The organism is Leeia speluncae, from assembly GCF_020564625.1.
In the GTDB taxonomy this organism is placed as follows: Bacteria; Pseudomonadota; Gammaproteobacteria; order Burkholderiales; family Leeiaceae; genus Leeia; species Leeia speluncae.
The window spans coordinates 209,610-235,621 of sequence record NZ_JAJBZT010000004.1; the positions used below are offsets into that span (position 1 = coordinate 209,610).

The window sequence follows — 26,012 nt, forward strand, 5'->3', positions numbered from 1 at the left end:
AAGTTTATGATTTATAAATTTGATCGGGGTTCTTTAAAATCGGATCTACAGCTTCCCATTGGCCGTTTGAATATACGCTATAGAAGCAACTTTCACGGCCTGTATGGCAGGCAATTCCGCCTTGCTGCGTAATTTGCAGTAAGATCACGTCAGCATCGCAGTCGAGTCTTAACTCTTTAACATCTTGGAAGTGACCAGACTCTTCACCTTTATGCCAGAGCTTTTTTCTAGAGCGACTGTAATAGTGTGCCGTCCCTAGTTTCGCGGTAAGTGCTAAGGCTTCTTTGTTCATCCAAGCAACCATCAGAATCTTGCCGCTGTTGGCATCTTGTGCAATCGCTGGAACAAGGCCATCCGCATTCCAATTTACCTGATCTAGCCAGTCTGTATTCTGCGTCATATCAAATACTTTATTACAAGGGAGCGTCAATATATTGTTTTAGAGGCGTACTTCAATGCCTGCCGCATGCATCGCTTCTTTGGCTTGTTGTACCGTATATTCGCCAAAGTGGAAAATGCTTGCCGCTAGTACCGCATCAGCATGGCCTTCCATCACCCCGTCAACTAAGTGTTGAAGGTTACCAACACCACCAGAAGCAATGACTGGGATGTTTACAATGTCAGATACCGCTCTGGTTAACGGTAGGTTAAAGCCACTCTTGGTGCCATCTCTATCCATGCTGGTTAATAGGATTTCCCCAGCCCCAAGCGCTTCCATCTTTAGTGCCCATTCAACGGCGTCTAAACCTGTGTTGTTACGGCCGCCATGGGTGAATACTTCCCACTTTGGAAACTCTTCACTGCCTGTATTTTTTGCATCAATAGCAACAACAATCGCTTGTGAGCCAAATTTACCAGCGGCATCTGCTACAAGTTGTGGGTTCTTTACAGCAGAAGAGTTGATGCTGACTTTGTCAGCGCCCGCATTTAAGAGGCGGCGAACATCTGCGACCTCTCTTACACCACCACCAACGGTTAACGGGATAAACACTTGGCTAGCAACGTCTTCAATAATGTGAAGAATCAAGTCTCGATCATCTGAGGTAGCGGTAATATCAAGAAAGGTGAGTTCATCGGCACCTTGCTCTTGATATCTTCTGGCGATTTCAACTGGGTCTCCTGCATCACGCAACCCGATAAAATTAACGCCTTTTACAACGCGACCATTGGTAACGTCAAGACATGGAATAATACGTTTAGCTAAAGCCATAGTGCATCAGATGGCTGCAAAAGCAGCCCCTAGTAATGATTAATAAGAGTCAGATAGTTCGTCTGCTAGATTTTGCGCTTCTGCAAAATCAATCGTACCTTCGTAAATTGCACGACCTGTGATTGCACCCATAATGCCTTCGGATTCTACTTCACATAGCTTGCGAACATCATCTAGTCCAGTTAATCCGCCTGAGGCAATGACTGGGATGGTTAGGTGCTGCGCTAGGCGAACGGTTGCGTCAATATTAACGCCTGTCAACATGCCATCACGGCCGATGTCAGTGTAAATCACTGCTTCTACGCCATAGTCTTGGAATCGTTTTGCAAGATCTACAACTTCGTGCTTAGTAATTTTGCTCCAGCCATCTGTTGCTACCATGCCGTCTTTTGCATCTAGGCCAACAATGATGTGGCCAGGGAATGCATCACACGCTTCATGAAGAAAGCCTGGTGTTTTGACTGCGGCTGTACCAATGATGACGTAGCTAATGCCTGCATCTAGATACTTTTCAATGGTATCTAGATCGCGAATGCCACCACCTAGCTGTACAGGCATATCACCCGCCTCAGCTAAGATTTCTTTAATGGCAGGTAGATTTTTTGGCTTGCCAGCAAAGGCGCCATTTAAATCCACTACATGAAGCCGTTTAGCTCCTTGATCTCTCCAAAGTTTGGCGGTTTCACCAGGGTTTTCAGAGAAAACGGTAGTGGCGTTCATGTCACCTTGTTTTAAACGGACACAAAGTCCATCTTTCAGGTCAATAGCGGGAATAATCAGCATGATCTAATCACGAGAATAGTTAATTAAGAGGACGTTTTACCGTCCCAGTTTACAAAGTTACGATAAAGTTGAAGGCCAGCTTTATCACTTTTTTCTGGGTGGAACTGAACAGCAACTAATTGTTCGCTGGCAATCGCACCACAAAATGTAAATGGGTAATCTGAAACACCAATGACCAAATCGGTATCAACTGGATGCACAAAGTAGCTATGCACATAGTAGAAGCGATCGTTGTTATCGATGCCTTGCCAAATTGGATGCTGTCGTGCATGTTTGACGTTATTCCAGCCCATGTGAGGCACTTTTAGTTTTTGACCGACTTCATCAATCATTAATGCTGCTGGAAATCTAAGGCTGCGTCCTTTGAATAGACCTAGCCCTTCGGTATTTGCCTCTTCACTGTGTTCAAACAACATTTGCATGCCGACACAAACACCTAAGAAGGGTTTTTCTTTGGCCGCTGCTTCAACGACGATGCGTAACCCTGATTCATTCAGGTTTTTCATGCAGTCACGCATGGCGCCCTGTCCTGGGAAAATAACTTTGTCTGCGGACGCGACGATTTCAGGATCATGTGTGAGCACAACATCATGCTCGTCTGCGACATGTTTAACTGCTTGATAAACAGAGCGAAGGTTGCCCATGCCGTAATCAACAATAGCAATTCTTTGTTTGGTACTCATCCGACTAGTGTTCCTTTGGTTGATGGCGTCATACCTGCCATGCGCTCATCAAAGGATACGGCCATACGTAACGCACGACCAAATGCCTTGAAAACTGTTTCTGCTTGATGGTGACTATTAATGCCGCGCAAATTATCGATATGCAAGGTGACGGCTGCATGATTGATAAAGCCACGGAAGAATTCTAAGAATAGATCGACATCAAAATTGGCAATGGTCGCTCTGGTAAATGGAATGTGATATTCCAATCCTGGGCGTCCAGACAGATCAATCACTACACGAGAAAGCGCCTCATCCAAAGGCACATAACTGTGCCCGTAGCGAGTAATCCCTTTTTTATCACCAAGAGCTTTTGCAAAAGCTTGCCCAAGCGTGATACCGACGTCTTCTACCGTGTGATGCGCATCGATGTGTAAGTCACCAGTCGCTTTGATCTCTAGATCAATCAATCCATGACGTGCAATTTGATCAAGCATGTGGTCAAAAAATGGAACGCCAGTATCTAACTTAGAAATACCTGTTCCATCTAAATTGATAGAGATCGTAATTTGTGTTTCGAGAGTGTTTCTCGTCACGGTAGCCTGGCGCATGATCTTCAGCTCTGCTTCTTAAAAAATTCGGAAATGGCGCATAATAATGCAGCATTCTCTTCAGCAGTGCCGGTAGAGATGCGAATGCAATTATTTAGTAATGGATGCCAATTGTAAGCTTGTCTTACTAATATTTTCTTCTCGTTTAGCCACGAATGAAGGTCTCTGACTTTTTCATAGCGAACAACAAACATATTTGCTTCAGAAGGGTAGACGGTCAGTTCTGCAAATTCGCGTAATGCAGAAATGAGACTATCTCTAGCCGCAATGACAGTTTTTACTTGCTGGTTAATAACTTCTGCATGATCTAGCAAAAACTCAGCAGCGACCTGAGTGAGGCTGTTGATATTGTACGGCATGCGAATTTTATCTAATTCAATTAGCCATTTCTGTTGGCCAATTAAGTAGCCTAGACGTAAACCTGCCCCACCAATCTTTGAGAAAGTACGCATAATCAGTAGATTGTCATGCTTATCTAGCAGTGAGATTAAGCGCTGACGAGAGAATGCTTCGTAGGCTTCATCAATAATAACTAGGCCAGGCGTAGCTTCAATTAATTTGCTTGCATCTTCCGCTGATAAAATATTGCCTGTAGGGTTGTTTGGCGGTGTTAGGAACAGAAGTTTGGGCTGATGTTCTTTAATCGCGGCAAGTGTTCTTTCCACATTAACTGAAAAATCTTCATTTAATGTCACGCCAACATAGTTAAGCTGAAAGTTCTTTGCTGCTAAACCATAAACAACAAATGTTGGCTCTAGCGCCATTACTTTGGCTTGTCCATCTGAAATGGCTTGCATCAGTAAGCCAATGCACTCATCAGAACCATTGCCAAACAGTAAATCGTACTTATTCGATAAACCTAATTGGTTTAGTAGTTTTTCTTTCAAATGTCTAGCGGCGCCGTCTGGGTAGCGATTTAAATCTAGATTCGCTAGACGCTCTGCAAGTGCTTGCTTTAAATGTGCGGGAAGAGGATGCGGGCTCTCATTTGCATCCATCTTGATGAAGCCATCGCTGTCGTGCACTTGGTACGCTTTTTGTGCAATCACGTCTGCGCGAAAGACGGATGCTGGAGAGATAGACATATGATTAATTCTACTGTCAGTATCAAAAATATATTACTGTTGTCATGATTGTAACAGATCGGGCCAAATGCGGCAGTGATTGATTCGACCCGTTAGTGCCTGAATTTATTCTGTTCTTACACGAAGCCTTGCTGCTAATGCGTGGGCAGGTAAACCTTCACCGGTTGCCAAAATATCGGCTACTTGACCTAGCGCATGTGCACCATCTGGTGAAACACAGATTAGGCTACTTCTTTTTTGGAAGTCATACACGCCTAGTGGTGAGGAGAAGCGCGCGCTGCGAGCGGTTGGCAACACATGGTTTGGACCCGCACAGTAATCACCTAGTGATTCAGATGTGAAGGCTCCCATAAAAATTGCACCTGCATGGCGAATTTTTGCTGCGAGTAAGGTTGGTTCTTCAACGGATAACTCTAGGTGTTCTGGTGCAATGCGGTTTGCAATTGCACAGGCATCATCTAAGTCTGCAACTTTAATTAACGCCCCTCTATTTTTTAATGAGGTGCGGATAATCTCAGCGCGAGGCATTTCAGGCAGTAGTTTTTCGATGCTTTGCTCAACCGCTGTGATGTATGCCTCATCTGGGCAAAGTAAAATAGCCTGCGCCACTTCATCGTGCTCAGCTTGACTAAATAGATCAATTGCAACCCAGTCTGGGTTAGTTTTTCCATCGCAAATGACCAAAATCTCTGAAGGGCCTGCGACCATATCAATGCCCACTTGGCCAAATACTTGTCGTTTGGCTGCTGCAACATAAGCGTTGCCTGGGCCTGTGATTTTATCCACTGCAGGAATCGTTTCTGTACCAAAGGCGAGTGCGGCAACCGCTTGTGCGCCACCAATGGTAAAGATGCGAGTAACGCCTGCAAGCCAAGCAGCACCCATTACACGATCTTGTTCTGCCCCGCCGCGAAGCGGTGAAACCATAATGATTTCTGGCACCCCTGCCACATGAGCAGGAATAGCATTCATTAATACAGAAGATGGATATGCTGCTGTTCCACCTGGTACATAAATACCTACTCGATCAAGCGGAGTAATTTGCTGTCCGAGCAGCGTGCCATCTTCATCGGTATATTGCCAAGATGCTTGCTTTTGATGTTGATGGTATTTTCTTACTCGTTCACACGCCGTTTGAAGCGCTTGCTGTTCGTGCGAAGGCAAGCGGTCAAATGCCGCTTTTAACTCTTCTTGAGAAACTTCTAATTCGCCAATCTCTTTCACCTCTCTGCGATCAAAACGATTGGTGTACTCAATAACCGCCGCATCCCCGCGAGATTTGATGTCGGCCAAAATGGCTGCTACACGGCTCTCGATCTCTGGAGATAAAGTGGCGTCAAAAGACAGTAACTCATCAAGAGATGAGTAGAAGTTGCTATCAGAAGAGTTTAATTTGCGAATGAAGGCCATCTTTTGCTCAATCGGGTGAACGTCAAAATCAATCTTTACTTACTGCGCCGGCAAAGGCGTCGAGTATCGGCTGTAAGCGATCTCTTTTTAATTTTAATGAAGCTTGGTTTGCAATTAGGCGTGAACTCACATCATAAATGTGCTCAACTGCTTCAAGATTATTTGCTTTAAGCGTACCGCCAGTGCTAACTAAGTCGACAATCGCGTCTGCTAATCCGACTAATGGTGCGAGTTCCATTGAGCCATATAGCTTGATTAAATCGACATGAACGCCCTTGTTGGCAAAGTGTTCTCTAGCTGAGTCTGTATATTTAGTTGCAACACGTAACCGTGAGCCACGTTTGGTTGCGGCTTCATAATCAAACCCTTTACGAACGGCCACCATTAGTTTGCACTTTGCGATGTTTAGGTCTAGTGGCATATAAAGACCATTGCCACCATGCTCATGCAATACATCTTTACCTGCAATTCCAATATCTGCTGCGCCATATTCAACGTAAGTAGGTACATCTGATGCGCGGACAATAATCAGGCGGACATCTTCTCTATTTGTACCAATAATCAGTTTTCTGGATTGCTCTGGGGCTTCTAGCGGAACAATGCCTGCTGCTGCTAGCAGTGGTACTGTTTCTTCAAAAATTCTGCCTTTGGATAGTGCAAGTGTAATCATCTCTAATATCAATCAAATAGCCAGATGGCGCAAAATAAAAAGAATGCGATGCTCAATGCGTACGGGAATATGGCGCCAAGAAGTGCCATATTTAGTTGTCTGTATAAGTCAGCCACTTGCTGTTGCTCGGGTTTTAATTTTGCAAACTTAGCTAATTCTGCAATTTCGGCCTTGGCATCTGATTGGCGTCGAAACTTATTTAATGAAATTTGCTTTCCGACCAATTCAAAAACGGAGCTTTCGGTTTGCATGACACGTAACCGAAAAGCAGACTTTCTGAATTTCTCAGCATCTAAAGGCGAGTTAGACGTCGTGCTTAATGATTCTAACTCTTCAATTTTTTGCTTCAGCTTGTGCGATAGCTCTTCATTGGCGAGTGCTGCTGCACTCGCTTCTAATTCAGTTGATTCGTTCGATTTGAGCACCGACGCCACCTAATTTTGCTTCGATATGTTCGTAGCCACGATCAAGGTGGTAAATACGATCAACAATCGTTTCGCCAGAGGCAATTAAGCCTGCGATGACTAGAGATGCAGAGGCTCTAAGGTCTGTTGCCATCACGGTTGCACCAGATAGACCAGCGACACCTTGAATAATTGATGTATTGCCTTCCACATTAATGCTTGCGCCCATACGACGAAGTTCTGGAACATGCATAAAACGGTTTTCGAAGATGGTTTCTGTCACAACGCCAGTACCTTCAGCCACTGTGTTCATTGCCATAAACTGGGCTTGCATATCGGTAGGGAAGGCTGGGTATGGTGCGGTTCTTAGGCTAACTGCTTTTGGACGCTGATTCATCACGATACGAATCCAATCTGCGCCCGTAGAAATGTCTGCACCTGCTTCGCGTAATTTATCTAGCACAGCATCTAATGTGTCGGGTCTTGCGTGCGTTAGCGTCACATCGCCACCGGTCATTGCGACGGCGCACAAGAAGGTACCCGCTTCGATACGGTCGGCAATCACTGCGTGTTCAGCTCCATGCAGTTTGTCTACACCTTCGATAGTTAATGTACTTGTGCCAAGTCCGGTGATTTTTGCGCCCATTTTAATGAGGCACTCTGCCAAGTCGGTTACTTCAGGTTCCTGTGCCGCATTTTCTAATACGGTGGTGCCTTCCGCTAATACCGCGGCCATTAGTAAGTTTTCAGTACCTGTTACCGTCACCATGTCGGTAACGATTCTTGCACCTTTTAGACGGGAAGCTTTGGCGTGGATGTAGCCATGCTCAATGGTGATTTCCGCGCCCATGGCTTCTAGGCCTTTAATGTGTTGTTCAACAGGACGTTCACCAATAGCGCAACCACCAGGCAATGAAACACGTGCCTCGCCAAAGCGAGCAAGCATTGGGCCCAGTACTAAAATAGACGCGCGCATGGTTTTTACTAATTCATACGGCGCTTCTAGTTTATCGATATTCGCACAAGTCAGTTCGTACTCGTGCACGTTATCAGTCATGACGCGCGCGCCCATACCTTGCAGTAATTTTTGAATAGTCTGAACATCACGCAGTTGCGGAACGTTGGTTAGGCGTAATGTCTCGCCAGTTAAAAGCGATGCACATAAAATAGGAAGTGCTGCATTTTTAGCGCCAGAAACGCGAATTTCGCCTTTAAGAGGGCCGTTACCAGTGATTTTTAGCTTGTCCATATATATCCAGATGTTCTTATTTACCAAAATCGCCAAATGAGATAGGCAATTACTGCGATTAGTGCAGGCAGGTTGGATAGTAGTATCAAACCCGAAAGAGAGTTGTCGCGAGATTCTTGTTTAGAATCCTTGGCTTTGGTTTTCTCTTCCGAATTTAGTTTCATTATTTTGCTTGCTGAGCAGCCCACTCTGTGGGGCTAAAAGTCTTCATTGATAGCGCATGAATTTCTTCACGCATTCTTTCACCTAGTGCTTGATAAACGCGCTGATGTTGCTTGACACGATTCAATCCAGAAAATGCCTCACTAACGATAATGGCTTCAAAATGATGGCCGTCACCACTCACTTCTAAGATGTCGCAGGTCAAACCGGCGGCAATGTAGGCTTTAACTTGTTCTGGTGTAACCATGTTGATTATTTCCTATGCGCAGCAAAATTGTTCTTGTTTAGTGGCGGATTTTATAGCCAGTTTTTAGTAATTGTAATGCAATCGCAGATAAGATCGCTGTACAAATTACAATGATTGATAGGCTTTTCTCGATAGGTACATCGGATGCACCAATAAAACCATATCTGAATCCATCAATCATATAAAAGAATGGGTTTAAGTGCGAGAATTGCTGCCAAATTTCTGGGAGTGAATGGATTGAGTAAAATACTCCGGCAAGAAATGTAAGCGGCATGATAATAAAGTTTTGAAAGCCTGCTAGCTGATCGAACTTCTCTGCCCAAATCCCTGCAATTAAGCCCAGTATACCCAGCATGATACAACCTAGTAATCCAAAAACGATTGACCAAATCGGATGAGGGAGACTGACAGGGATAAACCAAATCGCAACGATAAACACACCAGCACCAACCACTAAACCACGAACGACAGCAGCCAATGTGTAAGCGAGAAAGAATTCAAAATGTGATAGTGGTGGTAATAAAATGAAAACGAGATTACCGGTTATTTTTGACTGAATCAAACTGCTAGAGGTGTTGGCAAAAGCGTTTTGAAGCATGGCCATCATCACAAGTCCAGGAACTAAAAAACCATTGTAGGAAATGTTTTCGTAGACTTTTACATGAGAACCAATCGCATGGCCGAAGATGGTTAGGTATAGCAGTGCCGTAATAACAGGCGCTAATACGGTTTGGAGGCTTACCTTCCAAAAACGTAGGATTTCTTTGCGAAAGAGGGTGCTAAATCCGGTCATACTTGATCCCCGTGCATCATGGCTACAAATGCATCTTCTAGCGAAGTTTCAGGCAAAGATAGATCCTTTACTTTTAAATTGGCCACTCTTATCGCGGCTAGAATGTCTTCTAGTTCAGCTAACGAACTTAGCTTTAATAGGTAGCTATCGGTTTCCTTGGAAACTAGCTTGGGAAGTAAAGCATCCGGTAGTTGTCCATTTAATTTTAGGCTAACGGTCTTTTGCTCTGGTTTTTTCAAAAAGCGGGATGTGTCATCTAATGCTAGGATTTTTCCTAGTTTCATCATTGCAACTTTGTTGCACAACTCTTCAGCTTCTTCTAAATAATGTGTAGTAAGGACAATGGTGTGTCCTTCTTTATTTAGTCGTTGAATAAAATCCCATAACGACTGGCGAAGTTCTACATCAACCCCTGCAGTAGGTTCATCTAAAACAATGACTGGTGGTTTGTGTACAAGGGCTTGCGCAACTAATACTCGACGTTTCATGCCGCCAGAAAGGTTTCGCATGTTCACATTGGCTTTATTGGCTAAGCCAAGACTATCTAGTAGTTCATCAATCCATGCGTCGTTATTTTTCAATCCAAAATAGCCTGATTGAAAAACAAGTGTTTCACGAACGGTAAAAAATGGGTCAAAAACTAATTCTTGTGGGACGATGCCAATTGATCTTCTTGCTTGTCTGTAGTTTGTGACGACATCATGCCCCATTACTTTAATGAAGCCACTATCCGCTCTGGTTAATCCTGCCAAAATAGAGATGAGCGTTGTCTTGCCTGCGCCATTTGGTCCTAGTAGGGCAAAGAACTCTCCCTGGCCTACAGAGAAAGACACATTGTCTAGCGCTTTTAGGTCGCCAAATTGTTTGTTGATACCACTGATTTCTATTGCGGGAAGCATATAGGGATTGCTTGCAGGGTTAAACGATTATTGTACCCTACTTAACTTGTTTTCATTGAAAATTTCAAAGTTAAGTAGGGAGATCTTACTGGGGACTAGAGGCGGTGGTTTCTGGGGTTGGGCCAGGATCAAATTCATCGCTTGCTGAGGGGGTGACCCCTGTGATTTTTGATTCACGTCCTTGCAAATAGACGCTGCGAGTGAAAGCGTACTCATCTGAGCCGCCTGCATCGACAAAACTTTCGACGCCTAAAAGTTGTGCCCGTACGTCTAGCACTTTAAAGGGGAGCAGTTTGTCTCTGGTTGACGCTTCTTTTGATATGTTGTTGTAAAGAGCAACGTCCGCAACAATATTGCTCGTATCTCGTAATGTTGTGCTACCAAAGAATGGAAGTACCAGATATGCCCCGCTTCCCACTCCCCACTTACCTAGCGTTTGCCCCAGATCTGCATCGTGCTTTTCTAGCCCCATTTTGCTAGCAACATCAATTAGACCGACCACACCAATGGTTGTGTTTACAACAATACGAGCAACGTCAGAAAATCCATTCTTTGCATTGCCTTGAAGGAAGTTATTTCCGCCGACTAATACATCATCAATATTGCTAAAGAAGTTATGAATGCCTGTCTTAATTGGGGATGGGGTGATTTTTGCATATCCGGATGCTAAAGGTCGAAGCACCAAAGCATCTACGCCGCTATTAAACCGATAAACCTGACGGTTAATTGGTTCTAACGGATCGCCTTGATTTTCTTTTGTTGCGCAACTAGTTAAGGTAACAATACTGGTTGCGACTACTGCAATTTTGCGCCACATGATTAGACTATTCGTATTACAAGAAGGTGGGTGTAAGAAATGGTATGTTTATATTAAGAAGCTTAGCATCTTAATCAATAAATGGCGATGGTGGCGCTTATTTTGTGATGTCTAATATCTCATTTACGCCATATAGAGAGGCTAGCTTGCTTATATTGCTGGGCATATCTAGGAAATGAATGTTGTTTGCATTCATTCTTTTGAGCGAGAGTAAAAGGCTAATTGCGCTGGAATCAATTTCAGACAAGTATTTGCCGCTAATCAATTCGATTTGATTGTTTCGATAATGATTAGATATTTCGGCCACCAGTGTAGAAATGTCCGCTAAGGTACATTTCGCAGGTAGATACAAGGTTTTACTGGTGGCGTCATATTGCATGATAAGTTTACTTCTGATTTTGTTGGTTTTTGGTGCTAATTTCTTTAATTAAACCATCGATGCCACTCTGAGATACTGTCTGGGCATAGCTACTTCTTTGCGCGGTGACAATTGAACGGCCTTCGGCGATAACATCATAAACTTTCCATGTGCTTCCATTCGTTGCCATGTGGTAATCCACTGGAATTGGTTCTGCACCTGGGCGATTGACAACCGTTTTTACCATCACGTCGGTTGCCTTGTTGTCATCAACAACGGGTTTAACTGTGATGCTATCAACTTTATTGTTCGTTAATACATTTGAGTAGGTTTGAATAAGCAGTGTTCTGAATTCTTTTGTCAGAGCGGCTTGTTGTGTTGGGGTTGCTTGTCGCCAGTTTTTGCCCACAACTAACGCTGTCATACGCGTAAAGTCAAAATAAGGAAGTAATTTGGCAGTGACTTGTTCTTTGACTGCTTTTTCATTACCTGGTTTGTTTTCTTTTTTCAGAATACTGACCACATCTTGTGTGGTGCTTTTTACCAAGTCTTCAGCTGGATGAGCGAATACAGACGTTGCAACGCTAAATAGTAATCCGCACGTTAATGTTTTAATGGTTTTATTCATCGTTTTCATATACTAAATCCTATTTCCGTACTATGAGTTAGTTTGACGGTGATTCTGCGGTTTTGTTCTCACCGGCTTTGTCTAGCATGAACTTACTGATCAGTTGTTCTAGTACTAAAGCGGAAGAGGTGATCGTGATATTGTCGCCATTCTTTAGATTTTGCTCGTCGCTGCCAGTTTCAAGGCCGATATACTGTTCCCCTAGAAGACCTGCTGTCAGAATGTCTGCGGAGCTGTCTTTGCTAAATGGGATGCTTTTGTCTACTTTCAAGGTCACTGCCGCTTGATAGCGCTTAGGGTCAAAGACGATATTTGCAACTCGTCCAACGACAACGCCTGCACTTTTGACTGGGGCATTCAGTTTTAATCCGCCAATATTGTCAAAGCGAGCGGTGAGTGCAATCGTTTCATCGTCGCTAATTTTATTTGGGCTACTAACTTTTAGTGCCAAAAAAATTAATCCGGCTAGTCCTGCTGCAACAAATAAGCCAACCCAAATATCAATGGTTGATCGTTTCATAATTAATTTCCTTGAAACATCAAAGCGGTTAACACAAAATCCAACATCAAAATCACCACAGAAGAAGTGACGACGGTTCTTGTTGTGGCTGCAGAAACACCTTCTGCCGTAGGGTGTGCGTCGTACCCTTCAAAAACAGCAATCAGTGTTACGGCTGTTCCAAATACGATGCTTTTAATCAGTCCGTTCACCAGGTCGTGTTGAAAATCAACATTAGCCTGCATCTGCCCCCAGAAAGTCCCAGTATCAATGCCAATCAATGGGACGGCAATTAAATAGCCGCCAAATATACCGACCACGTTAAAAATGGCGGCTAATAGCGGCATGGACAGAAAACCAGCCCAAAACCTAGGTGCAACCACGCGAGCAACCGGTTCGACGGCCATCATTTCCATCGCTGCTAGTTGTTCGGTTGCCTTCATCAGGCCGATTTCTGCCGTAATGGCGGAGCCTGCGCGGCTAGCAAATAACAACGCTGCTAGTACAGGCCCTAGTTCTCTTAGTAGGGAAAGCGCGACAACCGTGCCTACGCCATCACCCGAGCCAAAGCGCTTGAGTACTTCATACATTTGCAGGCCAAGTACCATGCCGACAAACAATGCTGACACACTAATAATGACTAAAGACTGAACGCCGGTGAAATACATCTGGCGAATAGTCAGGCTTGGGCGCTTGAGACAAGTGACCGATTGAAATAAAACGAATATCAAAAAACGGGTGGCGTAGCCCAAGCGAGTTAGGCTTTGACGGGTGGTTTTCCCTAGCCATTCAAAGAAGCTCACGGCTGCTCTCCAAGTCCAAGGTCAGCGGTGTAGCTGGGTGCTGGTTTGTGAAAGGCAACAGGGCCATCTGGCTCTGCGTGGATAAACTGATGTACGTAAGGATCGGTCGAGTTTAGGATTTCATCTGGCGTACCTTGGCCGACGATCTTGCCACTCGACATAAAATAAACTTTATCCACGATTTTTAATGATTCGGGGATATTGTGTGTCACTAAGATGGAGCCAGTGCCAAGCGCATCATTTAGCTCTTTGATGAGGTCTGCAATGATGCTAAGTGAAATAGGATCTAATCCTGTAAACGGTTCATCGTAGAGCATCACTAATGGATCTAGCGCGATGGCTCTCGCTAAAGCAACCCGCCTTGCCATGCCCCCTGACAACTCATGGGGCATTAAGTTGGCGGCTCCTCTAAGACCTACTGCGTGTAACTTCATTAATACTAGATCACGTATGGTCTGCTCTGAGAGTTGAAAATGCTCTCGCAATGGGAATGCAATGTTTTCAAACACTGAAAGATCAGTAAAAAGCGCCCCAAACTGAAAGAGCATCCCCATTTGCTTACGCATGGCGAGTCTTTGTTTATGGGTTTGGGAGGTGACTTCTTCGCCTTGAAACTTGATGCTTCCCGATTGTTGGGAAAGTTGTCCTGAAATTAACTTCAGTAAAGTTGTCTTGCCGCTCCCGCTTCCCCCCATTAAGGCGACGATTTCACCACGAGAAACGCTCATGGAAATGCTATCTAAAAGCGGTGTTTCTCCATAGGAGAAGTGCACATTCGCTAATTCGATTAGAGGGGTGCTTGTGGACAAGAAATGCTCCGAAATTGATTAACTAATCGATATTTTACTGCCTAACTACCCTTTGTGTCATGAGATGTCTCTGTAAATAAATAGAATTTTCACATCAAGGTAAAGCAAATTTGGTAAAGAAGAGATGTAAGTTTATGTGAAGAATATGTAAATTTCATATTGACATCAATATGCAAATTGCATTATCTTTCGCGCCTTCTTGTTGTTTGGTATGAAATTGTCATGTTGGTTGGGGCTTCACGGCGTCTTTTCTTAATTGTTCTCTCCGCTTACTTGTGCGGATGTGCATTGAAACCTCTGAAAGTGAATGAAGAGTCACATTTGTTCTTTCCAAGTAATGGGAAGCCGGATAGTGAACGTTCAGTTGTCGCTTCTCAAGTAATCCAAGCGTTAAAAGAAAGAGACGGTGTTCTGTCTCTTTCATCCAAAAAGATGACCGTGACAGTAAATAAAGTACCAGTTGCGGACTTGCTTTATCAAATCGCGAAAGATGCCAGATTAAATATTGAAATTGCAGAAGATGTCAGTGGTGAAATTACGCTCAATTTAAATAATCAGACGATTGGTACTGTGTTTGGGGCGATCGCAGATAGTGCTGGCTTACGTTATGAACAGCGTAATAACTTGATTAAGGTAGAGAAAGATACGCCGTATTTGCTGGATTATGCCATTGATTATTTGAATATCTCACGAACCACTAAGGCTGAGGTGAATATATCCACTAGTCTTGGCAACGGTCTTGCGACAGATGCGTTGCAAGGCAATCGCTCCAATACGATCTTAACCAATGCGACAGAAAGTCATTTCTGGCAATCATTGACCGACAATATCAATGCCATTCTGAAGGAAAAGGAAAAACTGATTGTTGTTGGAAAATCTGTCAGTACTAAAGATGCTGGCGAAGCTAACACTAATTCGAATTCTGTGACGAAGGTGAGCATTGAAGGCGCCCAAAATGCGATACCAAGCAATCAAGAAGTGGCAATTAATGAGCGAGAAGTAAATGTCATCAGTAACCCTGATGGAGGCGTCATTTCTGTTCGCGCGACTGCAAAACAACACCAAAAAATCGCTCGGTTTTTAGACCGAGTGCTTAATCATGCGGGTAGACAAGTCCTAATCGAGGCAACGATCGCAGAGGTGATGCTATCAGACGAGTTTCAAAGCGGGGTGGATTGGAGTCGAATGATTTCCAATCGAGATGGATTCAGTGTTGGTCAGCAGCTTACAGGCAATCGGCTTGGGACTTCTCCCGTCACGGCGATCACTTATCAAAATCAAGATTCCGCATTATTTTCAGGAACATTTTCGGCTACGTTGAAAATGTTAGAGTCCTTTGGAAAAACCAAGGTGCTCTCTAGTCCTAAAATTATGGCAATGAATAGTCAGACTGCATTGCTAAAAGTAGTGGATGAAAAAGTCTATTTTACCGTGACCTTGGATGAGTCTAAGAACGAAAAAGGAGATGTCACTGATCGTAAATATACCAGTGCCTTGCATACCGTGCCGGTTGGCGTGGTGATGAGTGTGCTGCCTCAAATTTCAAATGATGATCAAGTAATGTTGAACATTCGTCCAACCATCTCCCGCATCACTGGCTATAAGCAAGATCCGGTTCCGCAGTTAATGAATGCAAGTTTTCAAAATCTTGTGCCAGAAATCCAAGTGAGAGAATTAGAGTCCATTTTAAAAGTCCCCGATGGGCAAGTGGTGGTTCTTGGTGGATTGATGCAAGATGAAATACAAAAAACTAGGGATGGGGTGCCAATTCTCAATCGGATTCCATTGGTTGGTGATTTGTTTGCTTATCAAGATCAAAAAGTGGTGAAGTCTGAATTAGTCATTTTTCTTCGCCCTGTGATTATTAAGAATAATCGCTTTCAGCAGATCACCAATGCGCATCATGCGGTATTACCAACCGCAGAGTTTCTAACTAGTGCACTGATTGATGAGCCTCAAGTCGTGCTGTCTACCCATTCGCAACATTTTGAGTGATGTCTACTGATGTTATTAGGTGAATATTTGCTACAAAAAAAGCTGATTCGGGTAGATCAGTTAACTGTGGCGCTGATTGAGCAAAAGTCGACGCTGCAGCCGATAGGGCAGTTAATTATTGCGGCCGGGTTTACAAGCAGAGAGGCGGTGAGTATTGCATTATGTGCACTCTTGGAAAGGCGTGTTTGTGTTGATATCCAAGATATACAGCCTTGCCAACGTGCAATTAGCTATCTCTCTGCTAGTCAAGCAAAACAACTGACCGTTTGCCCGATGCGGTTTGACATCGCAGCAAATGAATTACACATCGCTTGTTTGGATAGTGAAGATCTTTTAGTGAAAGATCAATTGCGAAAATTTACGCCGGCGAATGTGACAATAAAGCTTTTTCAAGCATTAGCTGTAGACCTAAATCCTGCTATTGAGCAAATATATCGCAGCACTTTAAATGGATCGTCTGTTGGCAATGTGCTTAAGTTTGGTGCTGAGTTAGATGCACCTTCATTAAATGAGCTATTTGCACTCGCCATCGCTCAGAATGCTTCTGATATGCACTTTGTGCCTGAAAAAACATATTTTTCAGTGAAGTTCAGAATTGATGGCGTGTTACTTGAGCGTGGCTGTTGGCATCTTAGTTTATGGCCATCCCTATCAATCCAAATCAAAGTATTGGCGGGATTAGATATTGCCGAGAGTAGAGGGATACAAGAAGGCCGTTTTAGTTATCAGTCAATGTTACGAATGGTTGAATGCCGGGTATCTATTCTGCCAATTGATTATGGCGAAAGTGTAGTCATTCGCTTTCTAAAAGGTGCCGATTGGACGCATGGATTAGATGCGCTTCAGCTTACCTCCAATGCTCGCAATCGACTGTCAAAACTTTTGTTGAAGCGAGATGGGTTAATTCTATTTTGTGGCCCAACCGGAAGTGGAAAAACAACTTCGCTATATGCACTGCTATCCGAGTTAAATCGGTCTGAACTGAATATTATTAGCCTTGAAGATCCTGTTGAATATCGATTGCAGGGTGTTCGTCAGGCCTCAATTGGTGAGTATTTAAAGCTAAATTTTGCTTCTGGGATGAAGGCTTCGCTTAGACAAGATCCAGATATTCTGTTTATTGGTGAAATTAGAGATACCGAAACCGCGAAAATCGCGATGACCTCTGCGCTGTCTGGTCACTTGGTTTTTGCCACTGTCCATGCGCACTCCATCGTTTCTGCTTGGAATCGTCTACTAGACTTCGGTATCAGCCAGCAAATGCTAACCGCGAATATATCAGCAATCATTACTCAGCGATTAATTCGCAGACTGTGTCCTTGCTGTAAAGCTGCCGCTCAATCAAACCATCGTGTCACCCAACTCTGTGAACAACATCAGCTGAAGTTGCCTCAATCTTTGTTTCAGGCCATGGGCTGTGATGATTGTTTTGGTATTGGTTACAAGGGCCGTTTACCTGTTATGGAAGTGGATTTTCCGCAGAGTATGGGGGCTATCTCTTCCGTTTTTCGTGGGGCGGAATCAAATATTACTGAATATTCGCTTTTAGAGGATGCATGGCAAAGAGTGATCGAAGGACTAACTACACCGGCCGAACTTTCTCGTCTTTTTAGCTTGGAAGAGTCGTTGGCATGAGTAGTGAGTTATATCGCTTTCGCGCAATGGATGAGCATGGGCGAATTTGTAAAGGCTCCCTCTTCGCAATTGATACGAACGACTTAACCAATCAATTAGCAATCAAAGGGCTTGATTTACTTTCGTATCGCAAGAGGTTGCGAACCGCTAGGACACCGCTGAACAGATTGTTTGAGAAAGTCTCTATTAATGACTTTTTCTTTCATCTCCATAGTCTACTTGTCTCTGGTTATCCCATAATTGAGGCGTTAGCTTTGTTGGGGGAGCAATTCGAGACGCAAGTGGCTCTACGCAAGAAGGTCTTTTTATTAAAGGCGGGGGTTGAGTCTGGACTCGCATTCTCCGCTGCCTTTGAAAAATCATTTGGTTTAGGTTCGCCATCCATTAACTGTCTGCTGAAAATTGGGGAGTTAAGTGGGCGTTTGCCGGAAGTGTTGGCGCAGTGCATTGCACTAGAAAATCATCGAAAGAATCAGCGTCAGCGTGTGCTTTCGGTTTTATTTTATCCTTTGCTGACATCCCTCATTTTGTTGGTTGCGATTGGCATCATTATTTCTAACGTCGTCCCGCAATTAACTACATTGCTGATAATGGAAAATCAGTCTGTTCCATCAGATTTATTGCTGTTATTAACATTCAGTGATTTTGTAAAAGCACATTTAGTCGCCGTGCTCACTGCATCTATAAGCCTGTTTATCCTTCTTGCTATGGGTGTTCTTTCTCCAAAGGGAAGGCGGATTCTTCATGGCTTAGCGTTAAATTTACCTTTGCTCAAAGGCTATCTCTACCATAAGCAATGGTTGCAATCTTGTTATACCTTGCACCTGCTCTATATCTCCGGAGTGCCTATATTTGATGCGCTAGAAGCAATCTCAGAAAGTGCAGAGCTTGATGGTGTTCGGGAGCAACTTCTGCAGGCTAAGCAAGAAATTGCCAGTGGTGGTCGTTTTTCTCGTTGTTTTGCTAGTGCATTAAGCCTCCCAAGTGTTTACGAACGATATTTGTCGATAGGAGAGTCGTCAGGCACTTTAGACCTTAGTCTTCAGCAGATTATTGCCCTGCAAGAAAATCAAATTAAAAAGACCGAGACGCGTTGGCTCGCATGGCTTCAGCCACTTATTTTTATGGCGCTAGCCCTTGTAATGATTTGGATTTGTTTTTCTGTTTTTGGCGTGTTGTATATGCAAGTGGATCCGTCGCGATGAAGAGAGGGAAAACGGGCATTTTAATTTGGACAGCCGAAAAGGTTAGTGCCTTCTTGTGGGAAGAAAGGCTAACTGCTTGTGAGTGGTTTGATAAGCAAACCGATGCTTGGTTAGCAGATTTTCAACGTTTTTTAACTGTTTGCCCAAATGTGACATGGCATGTGTTATTTACGCCTGAAAATGAACGATGGTTGTATGAAGAGATTCCGCCAGTTAGACAAGCAGAGGCACTCAAACTTCTTTCTTCTAGAATGGAGAAGGTCGATGCAAAATCGCTTTGTAGTTTTCAGAAGCTACAGAATCGCTTGCCAGATGGGCGACGGGATTGGGTTGCTTGGGTTGGTCAGACAGATAGTCAAACTAGTTTTGAAATAGAGGCTGCATTTCAATATCAACCGTTATCTCTTATCTCCATTCATACGGCAGGCAGTCTACTGCTAAGCCTCTCATATACATTTGAAACCACCCTTCAGGTAAATGTTGCCGTTCTTCAAATAGAGGATGTCGTTCATGTGGTTCTCTGTCTTGCAGGAAGTATCGTATTTAAACGGGAGCTCCCCGTCTCAAAGACATTTTCCACCGAGGTACTCGTAGAAGATGTATTGGAAAGCGTTAGTTATTGGCAGCAACAGGTCAATGAGTGTCGGGCAAACATGGAGGTGGCGTACCATTTTTTTCTTCCTAATTTGACTCATGAGAACAAGAGCGCGTTAATCGAACGAAATTGGAAACCGATATTTGATGGCGCAGAAAGTCTGTTAACTGTTTATTTGCAGCAATATGCTAGGCGAAACGATGCTTCGGGCTTTCTTTCTCATCGCTTCCAATTTCCTAGGTTACTGAGTAGATGGCGCCAACGTGCCTGCACTTTCTTTATCTTTTGCGTACTGTGTGCTGCTGGTGCAGGGTATTTCTTTTGGTTAAAAAGCCAGTCGATTCAACTGCAAATTGACCAGTTAAAAAGACAGTCATTATTGTCTCTTCCAAGTTCGCCAGATCAGATAGCAGATGAAGCTACTTGGCAAGTTAGACAAAAAATTATTTCCGTTAAAGGCCAGCTTCAGAAAAGCCCCAGTCTGATTGATGACTGGTGGCAATTGAGTAAGGTAATAGAAGAGGTTGGCGACATACGTCTCACGAGGTTGGATTGGAGTGAAGACCCTGTCACAAAGAGAAAGGCAAAAGTCCAGCTAGATGCACAGCTAATTTGTGATGCCCAATTACCCGCATGCAGGGAAAAGCTCGCGCTTTTTCAACGACAGTTAACAGCGTCTTTCAATACATGGCAAATTAATCTGCTGGGTAACTCACTTACTACGAGTAGATCACAAGAAGTGAATAGTGAAGATCGGGCATCCTCCGCGCATGAAGCAAACTTTACTGTGGAGTTGCAGAAACGATGATCTCTTTAAATCGAGTTCTCGATGACACAGGCACACTCCGCTTATTTATTGTGCCAATTTCTATTGCGAGTGCTGGCGCTACGCTATTGCTTGCAAGTATCGTTGGTGGAGTGTGGAGTTTACATGCTCAGCACAAAACAGTGCAGCAATTAACGTTAGATCACCAGCATCAAGTGATGCAAACCCAACGCATTGCCAATACGCGAAAAATTGCAATCAAGTTAAGCCCTGGTTGGGATCAATTTATCAAAGAGGGTTGGCTAACAGACCGTCGTACGGATTTAGTGAAGCAGCTAGATGATCTGGTTTCTACGCACAAAATGCTTTCTTTGAACTATCACCTCTCATCTGCATATGTGAAGTTGCCAACACTAACATCAGATTGGCAGCTTTTATCATCACGCGTCACAGTAAGCGCGAAGGTGAACGATGAATTGGTCGGGTTTGATTTGATCCAGAAGGTTTTGCAGTTACCAACCCGACTTAGCTTAAGCAATTGTGAACTGTCAAAACTCCCTCCGCCTGACTCGCAGCCACTAATGTTGAACTGTGCATTTGAGCAGTATTTTTTTGAGCCAATTCAAAAGAAGGGGCGTTCGGGGTGAAGGTAGGTGCATTTCTTATATTCATGATGCTCATCATTATCACGCCAACATTAGCGGCTAAAGAGCTCGGGACCTTATTTTTCTCTCCAGAGGAACGGACTTCAAATCATTCACAGGTACCAATACTGATAGGGTGCGTTATCACTGGTGCATCATACGTGGATAACCACTGGACAGTGTGGCTTGGAGATCTGCCCATACATATTGGGGAGCGCTATTCAAATTGGACACTCATCTCTGCCAATGCCCGTCAATCTATATGGATGAATGCTGCAGGAAAATCCATTTCGCTGAAGATCGGACAACTCTTTCCATCGGAGTCCATTGATCGTGATGGAGTGGGGCGGTGAGTCGACTTTTTACTAGAAATAGACAAGCAGGGTATGTCGCTTTATCGGTGTTACTTACCGTATGTCTGGGTATGTTCTTAATCACTATTCACGTGAACAAAGCGCGGTCTCAAGTATTAGAGGAGCGGGCTCGCCGATTATATAAACTAGTGGAAATCAAACGGGTTTTATTGTCTCAATTGAGCGCCGATAGCTTTCGGTCGGTACTCGGAACGATGCATGCACCAGACGCAATATTTACAGGAACATCCGCAGGCATTGCAGACAATGGGCAATGTTTAAATGCGGATACTGAAACTGGTCTGCCATATATCCGCTACGGCAACATAGCCACTCTAAAACATAGTTTATTTTGTATTGGCTTGTTGCCAACTAAGGATATGAAGTTATCGATAGGGCAATTTGAAAATGCCGAAGCGATTACCTCCTATTGGTATGCTGTATCGCCAAATGTGTTGGATGTTGCCTCCAATCCACTGCTGCCGGGAGGGGCATGTATCGCTCCATTAAATAGTAAAGTCATGCGGGAGCAAAAGGCAGGAAATGATTGTAGAAATGGAAGTCTTCCTTATGAGTGGTGGACAATCAAAGAGAATGGCAATCAGGTAATCGCGAATCAGGCGGTTGCGATTGTATTTGATGCGGGTACGGAGCAACCTGGAAAGTGGCAATCCACGAATGTAGTAACCAAAAACATGGTTGCATCTTATTTAGAAAGTATTGATGGCGCTTTTGATGCCAAGAGCGTCAGCAGATATCAGGTTTCAATTCCATCGGCTGAAGTGCAATTTTCCAGTCACCCAAACTATTCAGATGATGTGCTTGTTTGGATCAGTGTGGCGGACTGGATAAATGCAGTGGTGCCTCATGTTGTTCATGTTTTCGCAAATGATTTCTCTTATCCGCTACCAGATAGTCGGCCGGCGATTGATTTAAAGCATCCCAATAGCGGTAGCATCCTTAATCGATGGCAAAGACTAGAGCGCCATTGGGGAGACATTATTCATTACGATAAAGAGTCTGAAAGCGTTGCAAAGATTTGGTTAGATGGTTGCGATGCCACGTTTACGATTCAAATGCAGCAATCATTTGGTCAATATCGTCCTGTGATTTCACAATCAGGCTTGTGCGCACTAGATGAGGTGGCAAATGCGCCCTAATTTAAATCAAAAGCAAATAGGATTTAGCCTGTTTGAGTTATCCATCGTTCTTTTGGTTTTGTCTATTCTGCTGTCTGCTTATTTGCGTTATGAGTCTGTTGCAAATAAGGACAGGTATCTGCGCCAAACTGAACGTATTTTGCAAAATGCAAAAAGTAGCTTGTTAGATTATGTTGCATTAAATGGGGCATTGCCTTGTCCTGCATCGGCTACAAGTCACGGGCAACCAGCGGTAACTGCAGATGGTAAATGCTTGCAACCATACGATGGCTATTTTCCAGCTGCCTTTTTAGGGGTTAGTGGAGTAGATGAAGAGGGTTATTTGCCAGATGCGCTAGATAGTGTTCATCACCGTATTCGTTATGCCGTATCGATAAATGGTTTTTCAACCATATCTTCTTGCTCGTCGTCGCCTTCGACACAAAAGTCTGGGCTGTGGACATCTCCTATTTCAGCCCCTGATAACTTACGAACAAATTTTTATCTTTCGAACCCCATTACGCCTGAATTATGTGTCTGCAGTACAGCGAGTTGTTCTCCATCATCGACTTGGTTGGCAAATGGGGTGGTGGCCATCGTTTATTCCTTAGGGAGGAATGTAAATGAACATCCGATTGGAGTTGATGAGCTACAAAATGCGAAGAAAGATAAAGGGGCAAGGAACCGGATATTTGTGATGCATGGGCCTTCTGAAACAAGTGATCAATTTTTCGATGATTCGCTCATCTGGATTTCTGCTCCTGAGATATATGGACAAATGTTAAAAGCCAACAAAATTTAAATAGTCATGAAAGTGATAAGAATGAAGTTACGAAATAGCGCCGTTAATCTTGGGTTTACACTTGTTGAGATGGCCATTGTATTGCTCATTATCAGTGTCTTGGTTGGCGGGATTTTGAAGGGGCAGGCGATGATTAATACTGCACGTGTTCATGCTTTTGTCTCTGATTTAAAGTCGATTCAATTGGCGTATCAAACGTTTGTGTCGAAATATCACCATATCCCAGGAGATTGGAGCGAAGCATCTTCTGCAATCCCCGGTGCGGTCAACTGTGAGGTAGATTGCAATATGGGCCAGATAGATTCCGCAAGAAAGTCAATCATCGCATTTAATCAGATGAGTGCAGCAGGCCTGCTGAGTGGTTCGTATAATGGAATAGGTGATGTAGGGTCTTCGGAAAATAGTCCAACCAACCCTTGGGGTGGGATCATGCAGATTGGTGTGGATAATCAATTTCTGAATTCATCCTCGGCTTCACGAATGAACTTGAAGACGGGAGGTTTAATTCCTGCGGTAATACTAAAAGACATAGACCAAACGCTAGATGATGGTAGTGCGAAAAGCGGAGGGTTCCGCTTTTCCTCATGGCAGAATAATCTTCAGAAAACGGCCGTAGAAGGTTGTGTGGAGACTGTACAAGGCCATTTGCAGTGGAGCGTTAATCCAGACACCACATCTAGTAATTGCAGTGGTGCCTATCTATTTGATTAGTTAACTGCCCTGTAGTAAGCGTTTTTCAGCGCTTTTTAGAGACTCCGGTGTGCCTAAGATAACCAGCGTATCATCTACTTGAATTACCAATTCTGGTGCTGGGGTAATGGTGCGTGTATTGCGTCTTCTAATCGCGCGAATTTCAACACCGCATTCACTTTCAAGGCAAACTTCAGATAGTGTTTTATCTGCCGCATATGCGCTTTCGGCAATATGAATGGTGTGCAAGCGTGGGTGAGAAGCATCTCCCGCGCTTTCTTGCAAATCGGTCTCCCCAACGAAGAAGCCTTTAAATAACGCGTATTGCTCTTCTCTGGTTTGTCGTATGCGACGAATGACCCTAGAGAATGGAATGCCAAGCAGCATGAGTGTATGACTAGCGAGCATTAAGCTACCTTCTTGCAACTCTGCAACGACCTCTGCTGCCCCCGCATCTTTTAGTTTTTCGATGTCGGTGCCATCAAGCGTGCGAACAATAATCGGTAGTTCGGGGCGAATATCTTGCACATGACTAATAATTTTTTGGGCAAGGTGGGTGTCAGAAAAGGCAATTACGACGGCACTTGCCCGTTTTAGTCCAGCAGCGATGAGCGCCTCTTTCTTGCCCGCATCACCAAATACTACTTGCTCACCTGCAGCTCTCGCTTCTGCAATTCTCTCAGGATCTAAATCAAGCGCCATAAATGGAATATTTTCGACCGACAACGTTCGTGCAAGATATTGGCCGCTTCGACCATATCCACATATCAGTACATGGGATTCGGCATCCATACTTGCCATCGCAATTCGAGTGAGCTGTAGGGATTGGCTCATCCACTCCGATTTGACGAATTTCAGCACAATTTTATCGCTGCGCTGGATTAGCAGTGGGGCGACAAACATGGCAATTACCATTGCACTTAATAAGCTTTGTTGCAGGTAGTTGGATAGTAGCGCCTCGCCACTTTGTGTCGCGAGTGCAAGTAAGACAAAGCCAAATTCGCCTGCTTGTGCTAAGTAAATACCCGTTCTGAGTGAGACACCTGGCGGGTATTTAAAGATTTTGCAGAGCCCCGCAATCATGATCATTTTGCCTGGAATGAGCAGCACTAAAAAGACTGCAATCCCTAATGCATATTGCCATAAGTGCAATATGTCTAACTTCATACCAATAGTCACGAAGAAGAGACCCAATAGAATGTCTCTAAATGGGCGGATGTTGTCTTCAACCTCAAATCGATATTCGGTTTCGGAAATCAGCATGCCAGCCACAAATGCACCAAGCGCCATCGATAGTTTGGCCTGGGAGGTTAGCCAAGCGATGCCAAGGGTAATAAGGAGTACATTTAAGATGAAAAGCTCAGAGGATTTCTGGCTGGCAACAAGATGAAACCATTTACGCAGTAACTTATCGCCAAGATAGAAAACTGCTAGCAGCACTAAGACAGCTTGAAGCCCTGCAATGCCCAATTCAATAAACAGATCTTTGCCGCTTGGATTGGTTGCTAGTGCTGGGATAAGAATCAGTAGGGGAACCACTGATAAATCTTGAAACAACAAGATACCAAAAATTTGCCTGCCATGTGCAGACTCTAACTCAATGCGTTCTGTGAGGATTTTGCTGACAATAGCAGTAGAGGACATGGCTAACATGCCGCCTAACGCTAAACCTGTTTGCCATGAAAGACCGATTTGACTAGTCACAAGTGGAAAAACAATCAAACTAATGACCACTTGTGCCATGCCTAACCCAAAGACGCTATGGCGCATGGCTTTTAGTTTGGCGAGACTAAATTCAAGCCCGATCGAGAACATCAGAAAGACAACACCAATCTCTCCTAACGTTTCTGTGCTATCGTTTTCGGTAATTAAACTGAAGGCGTGTGGTCCGATGAGCATGCCAACAAGTAAATAACCCAAAATGGCTGGCTGCTTGAGCATACGGCAACCCACCACAGCAATAACTGCAGCAAATAGAAGTAAAAGAACAGGTTCTAAAGTGTTGTGCATTCAATATCCGATTAAACCAACATCTACATTGCGTTGTAGCGGCATGGGATGCCGTACAAGGTGATCTTTCTTGTATTAA

Annotated in this window: 28 protein-coding genes; 8 read left to right on the forward strand and 20 right to left on the reverse strand. The window is 43.9% G+C overall.

Going from position 1 to position 26,012, the window contains the following annotated elements; genetic code table 11:
• Nucleotides 1-4 precede the first annotated feature (4 nt).
• From hisI to LIN78_RS08960, 19 genes are all read right to left on the reverse strand, one after another.
• Nucleotides 5-400 (reverse strand): phosphoribosyl-AMP cyclohydrolase, encoded by a 396-nt coding sequence (gene hisI / locus LIN78_RS08870; protein ID WP_227180439.1) that lies wholly within the window; start codon nt 398-400, stop codon nt 5-7.
• Nucleotides 401-439: 39 nt separating this feature from the next.
• Nucleotides 440-1,210 carry an imidazole glycerol phosphate synthase subunit HisF gene (hisF, locus tag LIN78_RS08875; protein ID WP_227180440.1) on the reverse strand — a complete coding sequence of 257 codons (771 nt, stop codon included), beginning with the start codon at nt 1,208-1,210 and terminating at the stop codon, nt 440-442.
• A 39-nt stretch (nt 1,211-1,249) separates the two neighbouring features.
• Entirely contained in the window at nt 1,250-1,993 is a 744-nt protein-coding gene (gene hisA, locus LIN78_RS08880; protein ID WP_227180441.1) for a 1-(5-phosphoribosyl)-5-[(5-phosphoribosylamino)methylideneamino]imidazole-4-carboxamide isomerase, read from the reverse strand.
• Nucleotides 1,994-2,016: 23 nt separating this feature from the next.
• Nucleotides 2,017-2,676 (reverse strand): imidazole glycerol phosphate synthase subunit HisH, encoded by a 660-nt coding sequence (hisH, locus tag LIN78_RS08885; protein ID WP_227180442.1) that lies wholly within the window; start codon nt 2,674-2,676, stop codon nt 2,017-2,019.
• Nucleotides 2,673-3,266: an imidazoleglycerol-phosphate dehydratase HisB gene (gene hisB / locus LIN78_RS08890; RefSeq protein ID WP_227180443.1), complete on the reverse strand. Its 594-nt coding sequence runs from the start codon at nt 3,264-3,266 to the stop codon at nt 2,673-2,675. The genes hisH and hisB overlap by 4 nt, the downstream gene beginning before the upstream one ends.
• Nucleotides 3,267-3,271: 5 nt before the next feature.
• Nucleotides 3,272-4,351 carry a histidinol-phosphate transaminase gene (gene hisC, locus LIN78_RS08895; protein WP_227180444.1) on the reverse strand — a complete coding sequence of 360 codons (1,080 nt, stop codon included), beginning with the start codon at nt 4,349-4,351 and terminating at the stop codon, nt 3,272-3,274.
• Nucleotides 4,352-4,456: 105 nt separating this feature from the next.
• Nucleotides 4,457-5,761, reverse strand: coding sequence for a histidinol dehydrogenase (hisD, locus tag LIN78_RS08900; protein WP_264474563.1), 1,305 nt, complete (start codon nt 5,759-5,761; stop codon nt 4,457-4,459).
• A 28-nt stretch (nt 5,762-5,789) separates the two neighbouring features.
• Nucleotides 5,790-6,431, reverse strand: a complete 642-nt coding sequence (gene hisG / locus LIN78_RS08905; protein ID WP_227180445.1) for an ATP phosphoribosyltransferase — start codon at nt 6,429-6,431, stop codon at nt 5,790-5,792.
• Nucleotides 6,432-6,439: 8 nt separating this feature from the next.
• On the reverse strand, nt 6,440-6,856 hold the full coding sequence (locus LIN78_RS08910; protein WP_227180446.1) for a hypothetical protein: 417 nt from the start codon (nt 6,854-6,856) through the stop codon (nt 6,440-6,442).
• Nucleotides 6,831-8,084 carry a UDP-N-acetylglucosamine 1-carboxyvinyltransferase gene (murA, locus tag LIN78_RS08915; protein ID WP_227180447.1) on the reverse strand — a complete coding sequence of 418 codons (1,254 nt, stop codon included), beginning with the start codon at nt 8,082-8,084 and terminating at the stop codon, nt 6,831-6,833. Before murA ends, LIN78_RS08910 begins: the two co-directional genes overlap by 26 nt.
• A gap of 163 nt (nt 8,085-8,247) precedes the next feature.
• Entirely contained in the window at nt 8,248-8,493 is a 246-nt protein-coding gene (locus LIN78_RS08920) for a BolA family protein (RefSeq protein ID WP_227180448.1), read from the reverse strand.
• A 37-nt stretch (nt 8,494-8,530) separates the two neighbouring features.
• Entirely contained in the window at nt 8,531-9,286 is a 756-nt protein-coding gene (locus tag LIN78_RS08925) for an ABC transporter permease (RefSeq protein WP_227180449.1), read from the reverse strand.
• Nucleotides 9,283-10,185 carry an ABC transporter ATP-binding protein gene (locus LIN78_RS08930; protein ID WP_227180450.1) on the reverse strand — a complete coding sequence of 301 codons (903 nt, stop codon included), beginning with the start codon at nt 10,183-10,185 and terminating at the stop codon, nt 9,283-9,285. Before LIN78_RS08930 ends, LIN78_RS08925 begins: the two co-directional genes overlap by 4 nt.
• 85 nt (nt 10,186-10,270) lie before the next feature.
• The gene (locus LIN78_RS08935) at nt 10,271-11,002 is read right to left on the reverse strand and encodes an MlaA family lipoprotein (RefSeq protein ID WP_227180451.1); all 732 of its coding nucleotides are present in this window, start codon (nt 11,000-11,002) and stop codon (nt 10,271-10,273) included.
• A 97-nt stretch (nt 11,003-11,099) separates the two neighbouring features.
• The gene (locus tag LIN78_RS08940; RefSeq protein WP_227180452.1) at nt 11,100-11,381 is read right to left on the reverse strand and encodes a hypothetical protein; all 282 of its coding nucleotides are present in this window, start codon (nt 11,379-11,381) and stop codon (nt 11,100-11,102) included.
• A 7-nt stretch (nt 11,382-11,388) separates the two neighbouring features.
• Nucleotides 11,389-11,997: an MlaC/ttg2D family ABC transporter substrate-binding protein gene (locus tag LIN78_RS08945; protein ID WP_227180453.1), complete on the reverse strand. Its 609-nt coding sequence runs from the start codon at nt 11,995-11,997 to the stop codon at nt 11,389-11,391.
• Nucleotides 11,998-12,025: 28 nt separating this feature from the next.
• The gene (gene mlaD / locus LIN78_RS08950; RefSeq protein ID WP_227180454.1) at nt 12,026-12,508 is read right to left on the reverse strand and encodes an outer membrane lipid asymmetry maintenance protein MlaD; all 483 of its coding nucleotides are present in this window, start codon (nt 12,506-12,508) and stop codon (nt 12,026-12,028) included.
• 2 nt (nt 12,509-12,510) lie between these two features.
• Entirely contained in the window at nt 12,511-13,290 is a 780-nt protein-coding gene (mlaE, locus tag LIN78_RS08955; RefSeq protein ID WP_227180455.1) for a lipid asymmetry maintenance ABC transporter permease subunit MlaE, read from the reverse strand.
• On the reverse strand, nt 13,287-14,099 hold the full coding sequence (locus tag LIN78_RS08960; protein WP_227180456.1) for an ABC transporter ATP-binding protein: 813 nt from the start codon (nt 14,097-14,099) through the stop codon (nt 13,287-13,289). Before LIN78_RS08960 ends, mlaE begins: the two co-directional genes overlap by 4 nt.
• Nucleotides 14,100-14,387: 288 nt before the next feature.
• On the opposite strand from LIN78_RS08960, the gene mshL reads away from it, so the two are divergent.
• The 8 genes from mshL to LIN78_RS09000 all read left to right on the forward strand — a co-directional run bounded on the left by mshL (nt 14,388) and on the right by LIN78_RS09000 (nt 23,944).
• Nucleotides 14,388-16,094, forward strand: a complete 1,707-nt coding sequence (mshL, locus tag LIN78_RS08965) for a pilus (MSHA type) biogenesis protein MshL (RefSeq protein ID WP_227180457.1) — start codon at nt 14,388-14,390, stop codon at nt 16,092-16,094.
• 27 nt (nt 16,095-16,121) lie between these two features.
• Nucleotides 16,122-17,729 carry a GspE/PulE family protein gene (locus LIN78_RS08970; RefSeq protein ID WP_227180458.1) on the forward strand — a complete coding sequence of 536 codons (1,608 nt, stop codon included), beginning with the start codon at nt 16,122-16,124 and terminating at the stop codon, nt 17,727-17,729.
• Nucleotides 17,726-18,934: a type II secretion system F family protein gene (locus LIN78_RS08975; RefSeq protein ID WP_227180459.1), complete on the forward strand. Its 1,209-nt coding sequence runs from the start codon at nt 17,726-17,728 to the stop codon at nt 18,932-18,934. Before LIN78_RS08970 ends, LIN78_RS08975 begins: the two co-directional genes overlap by 4 nt.
• Complete coding sequence (locus LIN78_RS08980; protein ID WP_227180460.1) at nt 18,931-20,337, forward strand: hypothetical protein; 1,407 nt, start codon at nt 18,931-18,933, stop codon at nt 20,335-20,337. Before LIN78_RS08975 ends, LIN78_RS08980 begins: the two co-directional genes overlap by 4 nt.
• Nucleotides 20,334-20,942 carry a hypothetical protein gene (locus LIN78_RS08985; RefSeq protein WP_227180461.1) on the forward strand — a complete coding sequence of 203 codons (609 nt, stop codon included), beginning with the start codon at nt 20,334-20,336 and terminating at the stop codon, nt 20,940-20,942. The genes LIN78_RS08980 and LIN78_RS08985 overlap by 4 nt, the downstream gene beginning before the upstream one ends.
• A 346-nt stretch (nt 20,943-21,288) precedes the next feature.
• Nucleotides 21,289-22,452 (forward strand): hypothetical protein, encoded by a 1,164-nt coding sequence (locus tag LIN78_RS08990; protein WP_227180462.1) that lies wholly within the window; start codon nt 21,289-21,291, stop codon nt 22,450-22,452.
• Complete coding sequence (locus tag LIN78_RS08995; protein WP_227180463.1) at nt 22,442-23,233, forward strand: prepilin-type N-terminal cleavage/methylation domain-containing protein; 792 nt, start codon at nt 22,442-22,444, stop codon at nt 23,231-23,233. Before LIN78_RS08990 ends, LIN78_RS08995 begins: the two co-directional genes overlap by 11 nt.
• 21 nt (nt 23,234-23,254) lie before the next feature.
• On the forward strand, nt 23,255-23,944 hold the full coding sequence (locus tag LIN78_RS09000; RefSeq protein ID WP_227180464.1) for a type II secretion system protein: 690 nt from the start codon (nt 23,255-23,257) through the stop codon (nt 23,942-23,944).
• On the opposite strand, the gene LIN78_RS09005 is transcribed toward LIN78_RS09000, so the two are convergent.
• Nucleotides 23,945-25,933 carry a monovalent cation:proton antiporter family protein gene (locus LIN78_RS09005; RefSeq protein WP_227180465.1) on the reverse strand — a complete coding sequence of 663 codons (1,989 nt, stop codon included), beginning with the start codon at nt 25,931-25,933 and terminating at the stop codon, nt 23,945-23,947.
• Nucleotides 25,934-26,012 lie beyond the last annotated feature (79 nt).

Bases quoted from the DNA above. Each gene is read 5' to 3' on its own strand.
- LIN78_RS08945 (WP_227180453.1), bottom strand. From the start codon at position 11,997: ATGAAAACGATGAATAAAACCATTAAAACATTAACGTGCGGATTACTA.
- LIN78_RS08995 (WP_227180463.1), top strand. From the start codon at position 22,442: ATGCGCCCTAATTTAAATCAAAAGCAAATAGGATTTAGCCTGTTTGAG.
- hisF (WP_227180440.1), bottom strand. From the start codon at position 1,210: ATGGCTTTAGCTAAACGTATTATTCCATGTCTTGACGTTACCAATGGT.
- LIN78_RS08985 (WP_227180461.1), top strand. From the start codon at position 20,334: ATGATCTCTTTAAATCGAGTTCTCGATGACACAGGCACACTCCGCTTA.
- LIN78_RS08930 (WP_227180450.1), bottom strand. From the start codon at position 10,185: ATGCTTCCCGCAATAGAAATCAGTGGTATCAACAAACAATTTGGCGAC.
- LIN78_RS08980 (WP_227180460.1), top strand. From the start codon at position 18,931: ATGAAGAGAGGGAAAACGGGCATTTTAATTTGGACAGCCGAAAAGGTT.
- hisA (WP_227180441.1), bottom strand. From the start codon at position 1,993: ATGCTGATTATTCCCGCTATTGACCTGAAAGATGGACTTTGTGTCCGT.
- hisH (WP_227180442.1), bottom strand. From the start codon at position 2,676: ATGAGTACCAAACAAAGAATTGCTATTGTTGATTACGGCATGGGCAAC.
- LIN78_RS08935 (WP_227180451.1), bottom strand. From the start codon at position 11,002: ATGTGGCGCAAAATTGCAGTAGTCGCAACCAGTATTGTTACCTTAACT.
- hisB (WP_227180443.1), bottom strand. From the start codon at position 3,266: ATGCGCCAGGCTACCGTGACGAGAAACACTCTCGAAACACAAATTACG.
- LIN78_RS08940 (WP_227180452.1), bottom strand. From the start codon at position 11,381: ATGCAATATGACGCCACCAGTAAAACCTTGTATCTACCTGCGAAATGT.
- LIN78_RS08975 (WP_227180459.1), top strand. From the start codon at position 17,726: ATGAGTAGTGAGTTATATCGCTTTCGCGCAATGGATGAGCATGGGCGA.
- mlaD (WP_227180454.1), bottom strand. From the start codon at position 12,508: ATGAAACGATCAACCATTGATATTTGGGTTGGCTTATTTGTTGCAGCA.
- hisC (WP_227180444.1), bottom strand. From the start codon at position 4,351: ATGTCTATCTCTCCAGCATCCGTCTTTCGCGCAGACGTGATTGCACAA.
- LIN78_RS09005 (WP_227180465.1), bottom strand. From the start codon at position 25,933: ATGCACAACACTTTAGAACCTGTTCTTTTACTTCTATTTGCTGCAGTT.
- hisI (WP_227180439.1), bottom strand. From the start codon at position 400: ATGACGCAGAATACAGACTGGCTAGATCAGGTAAATTGGAATGCGGAT.
- hisG (WP_227180445.1), bottom strand. From the start codon at position 6,431: ATGATTACACTTGCACTATCCAAAGGCAGAATTTTTGAAGAAACAGTA.
- LIN78_RS09000 (WP_227180464.1), top strand. From the start codon at position 23,255: ATGAAGTTACGAAATAGCGCCGTTAATCTTGGGTTTACACTTGTTGAG.
- LIN78_RS08925 (WP_227180449.1), bottom strand. From the start codon at position 9,286: ATGACCGGATTTAGCACCCTCTTTCGCAAAGAAATCCTACGTTTTTGG.
- hisD (WP_264474563.1), bottom strand. From the start codon at position 5,761: ATGGCCTTCATTCGCAAATTAAACTCTTCTGATAGCAACTTCTACTCA.
- murA (WP_227180447.1), bottom strand. From the start codon at position 8,084: ATGGACAAGCTAAAAATCACTGGTAACGGCCCTCTTAAAGGCGAAATT.
- LIN78_RS08920 (WP_227180448.1), bottom strand. From the start codon at position 8,493: ATGGTTACACCAGAACAAGTTAAAGCCTACATTGCCGCCGGTTTGACC.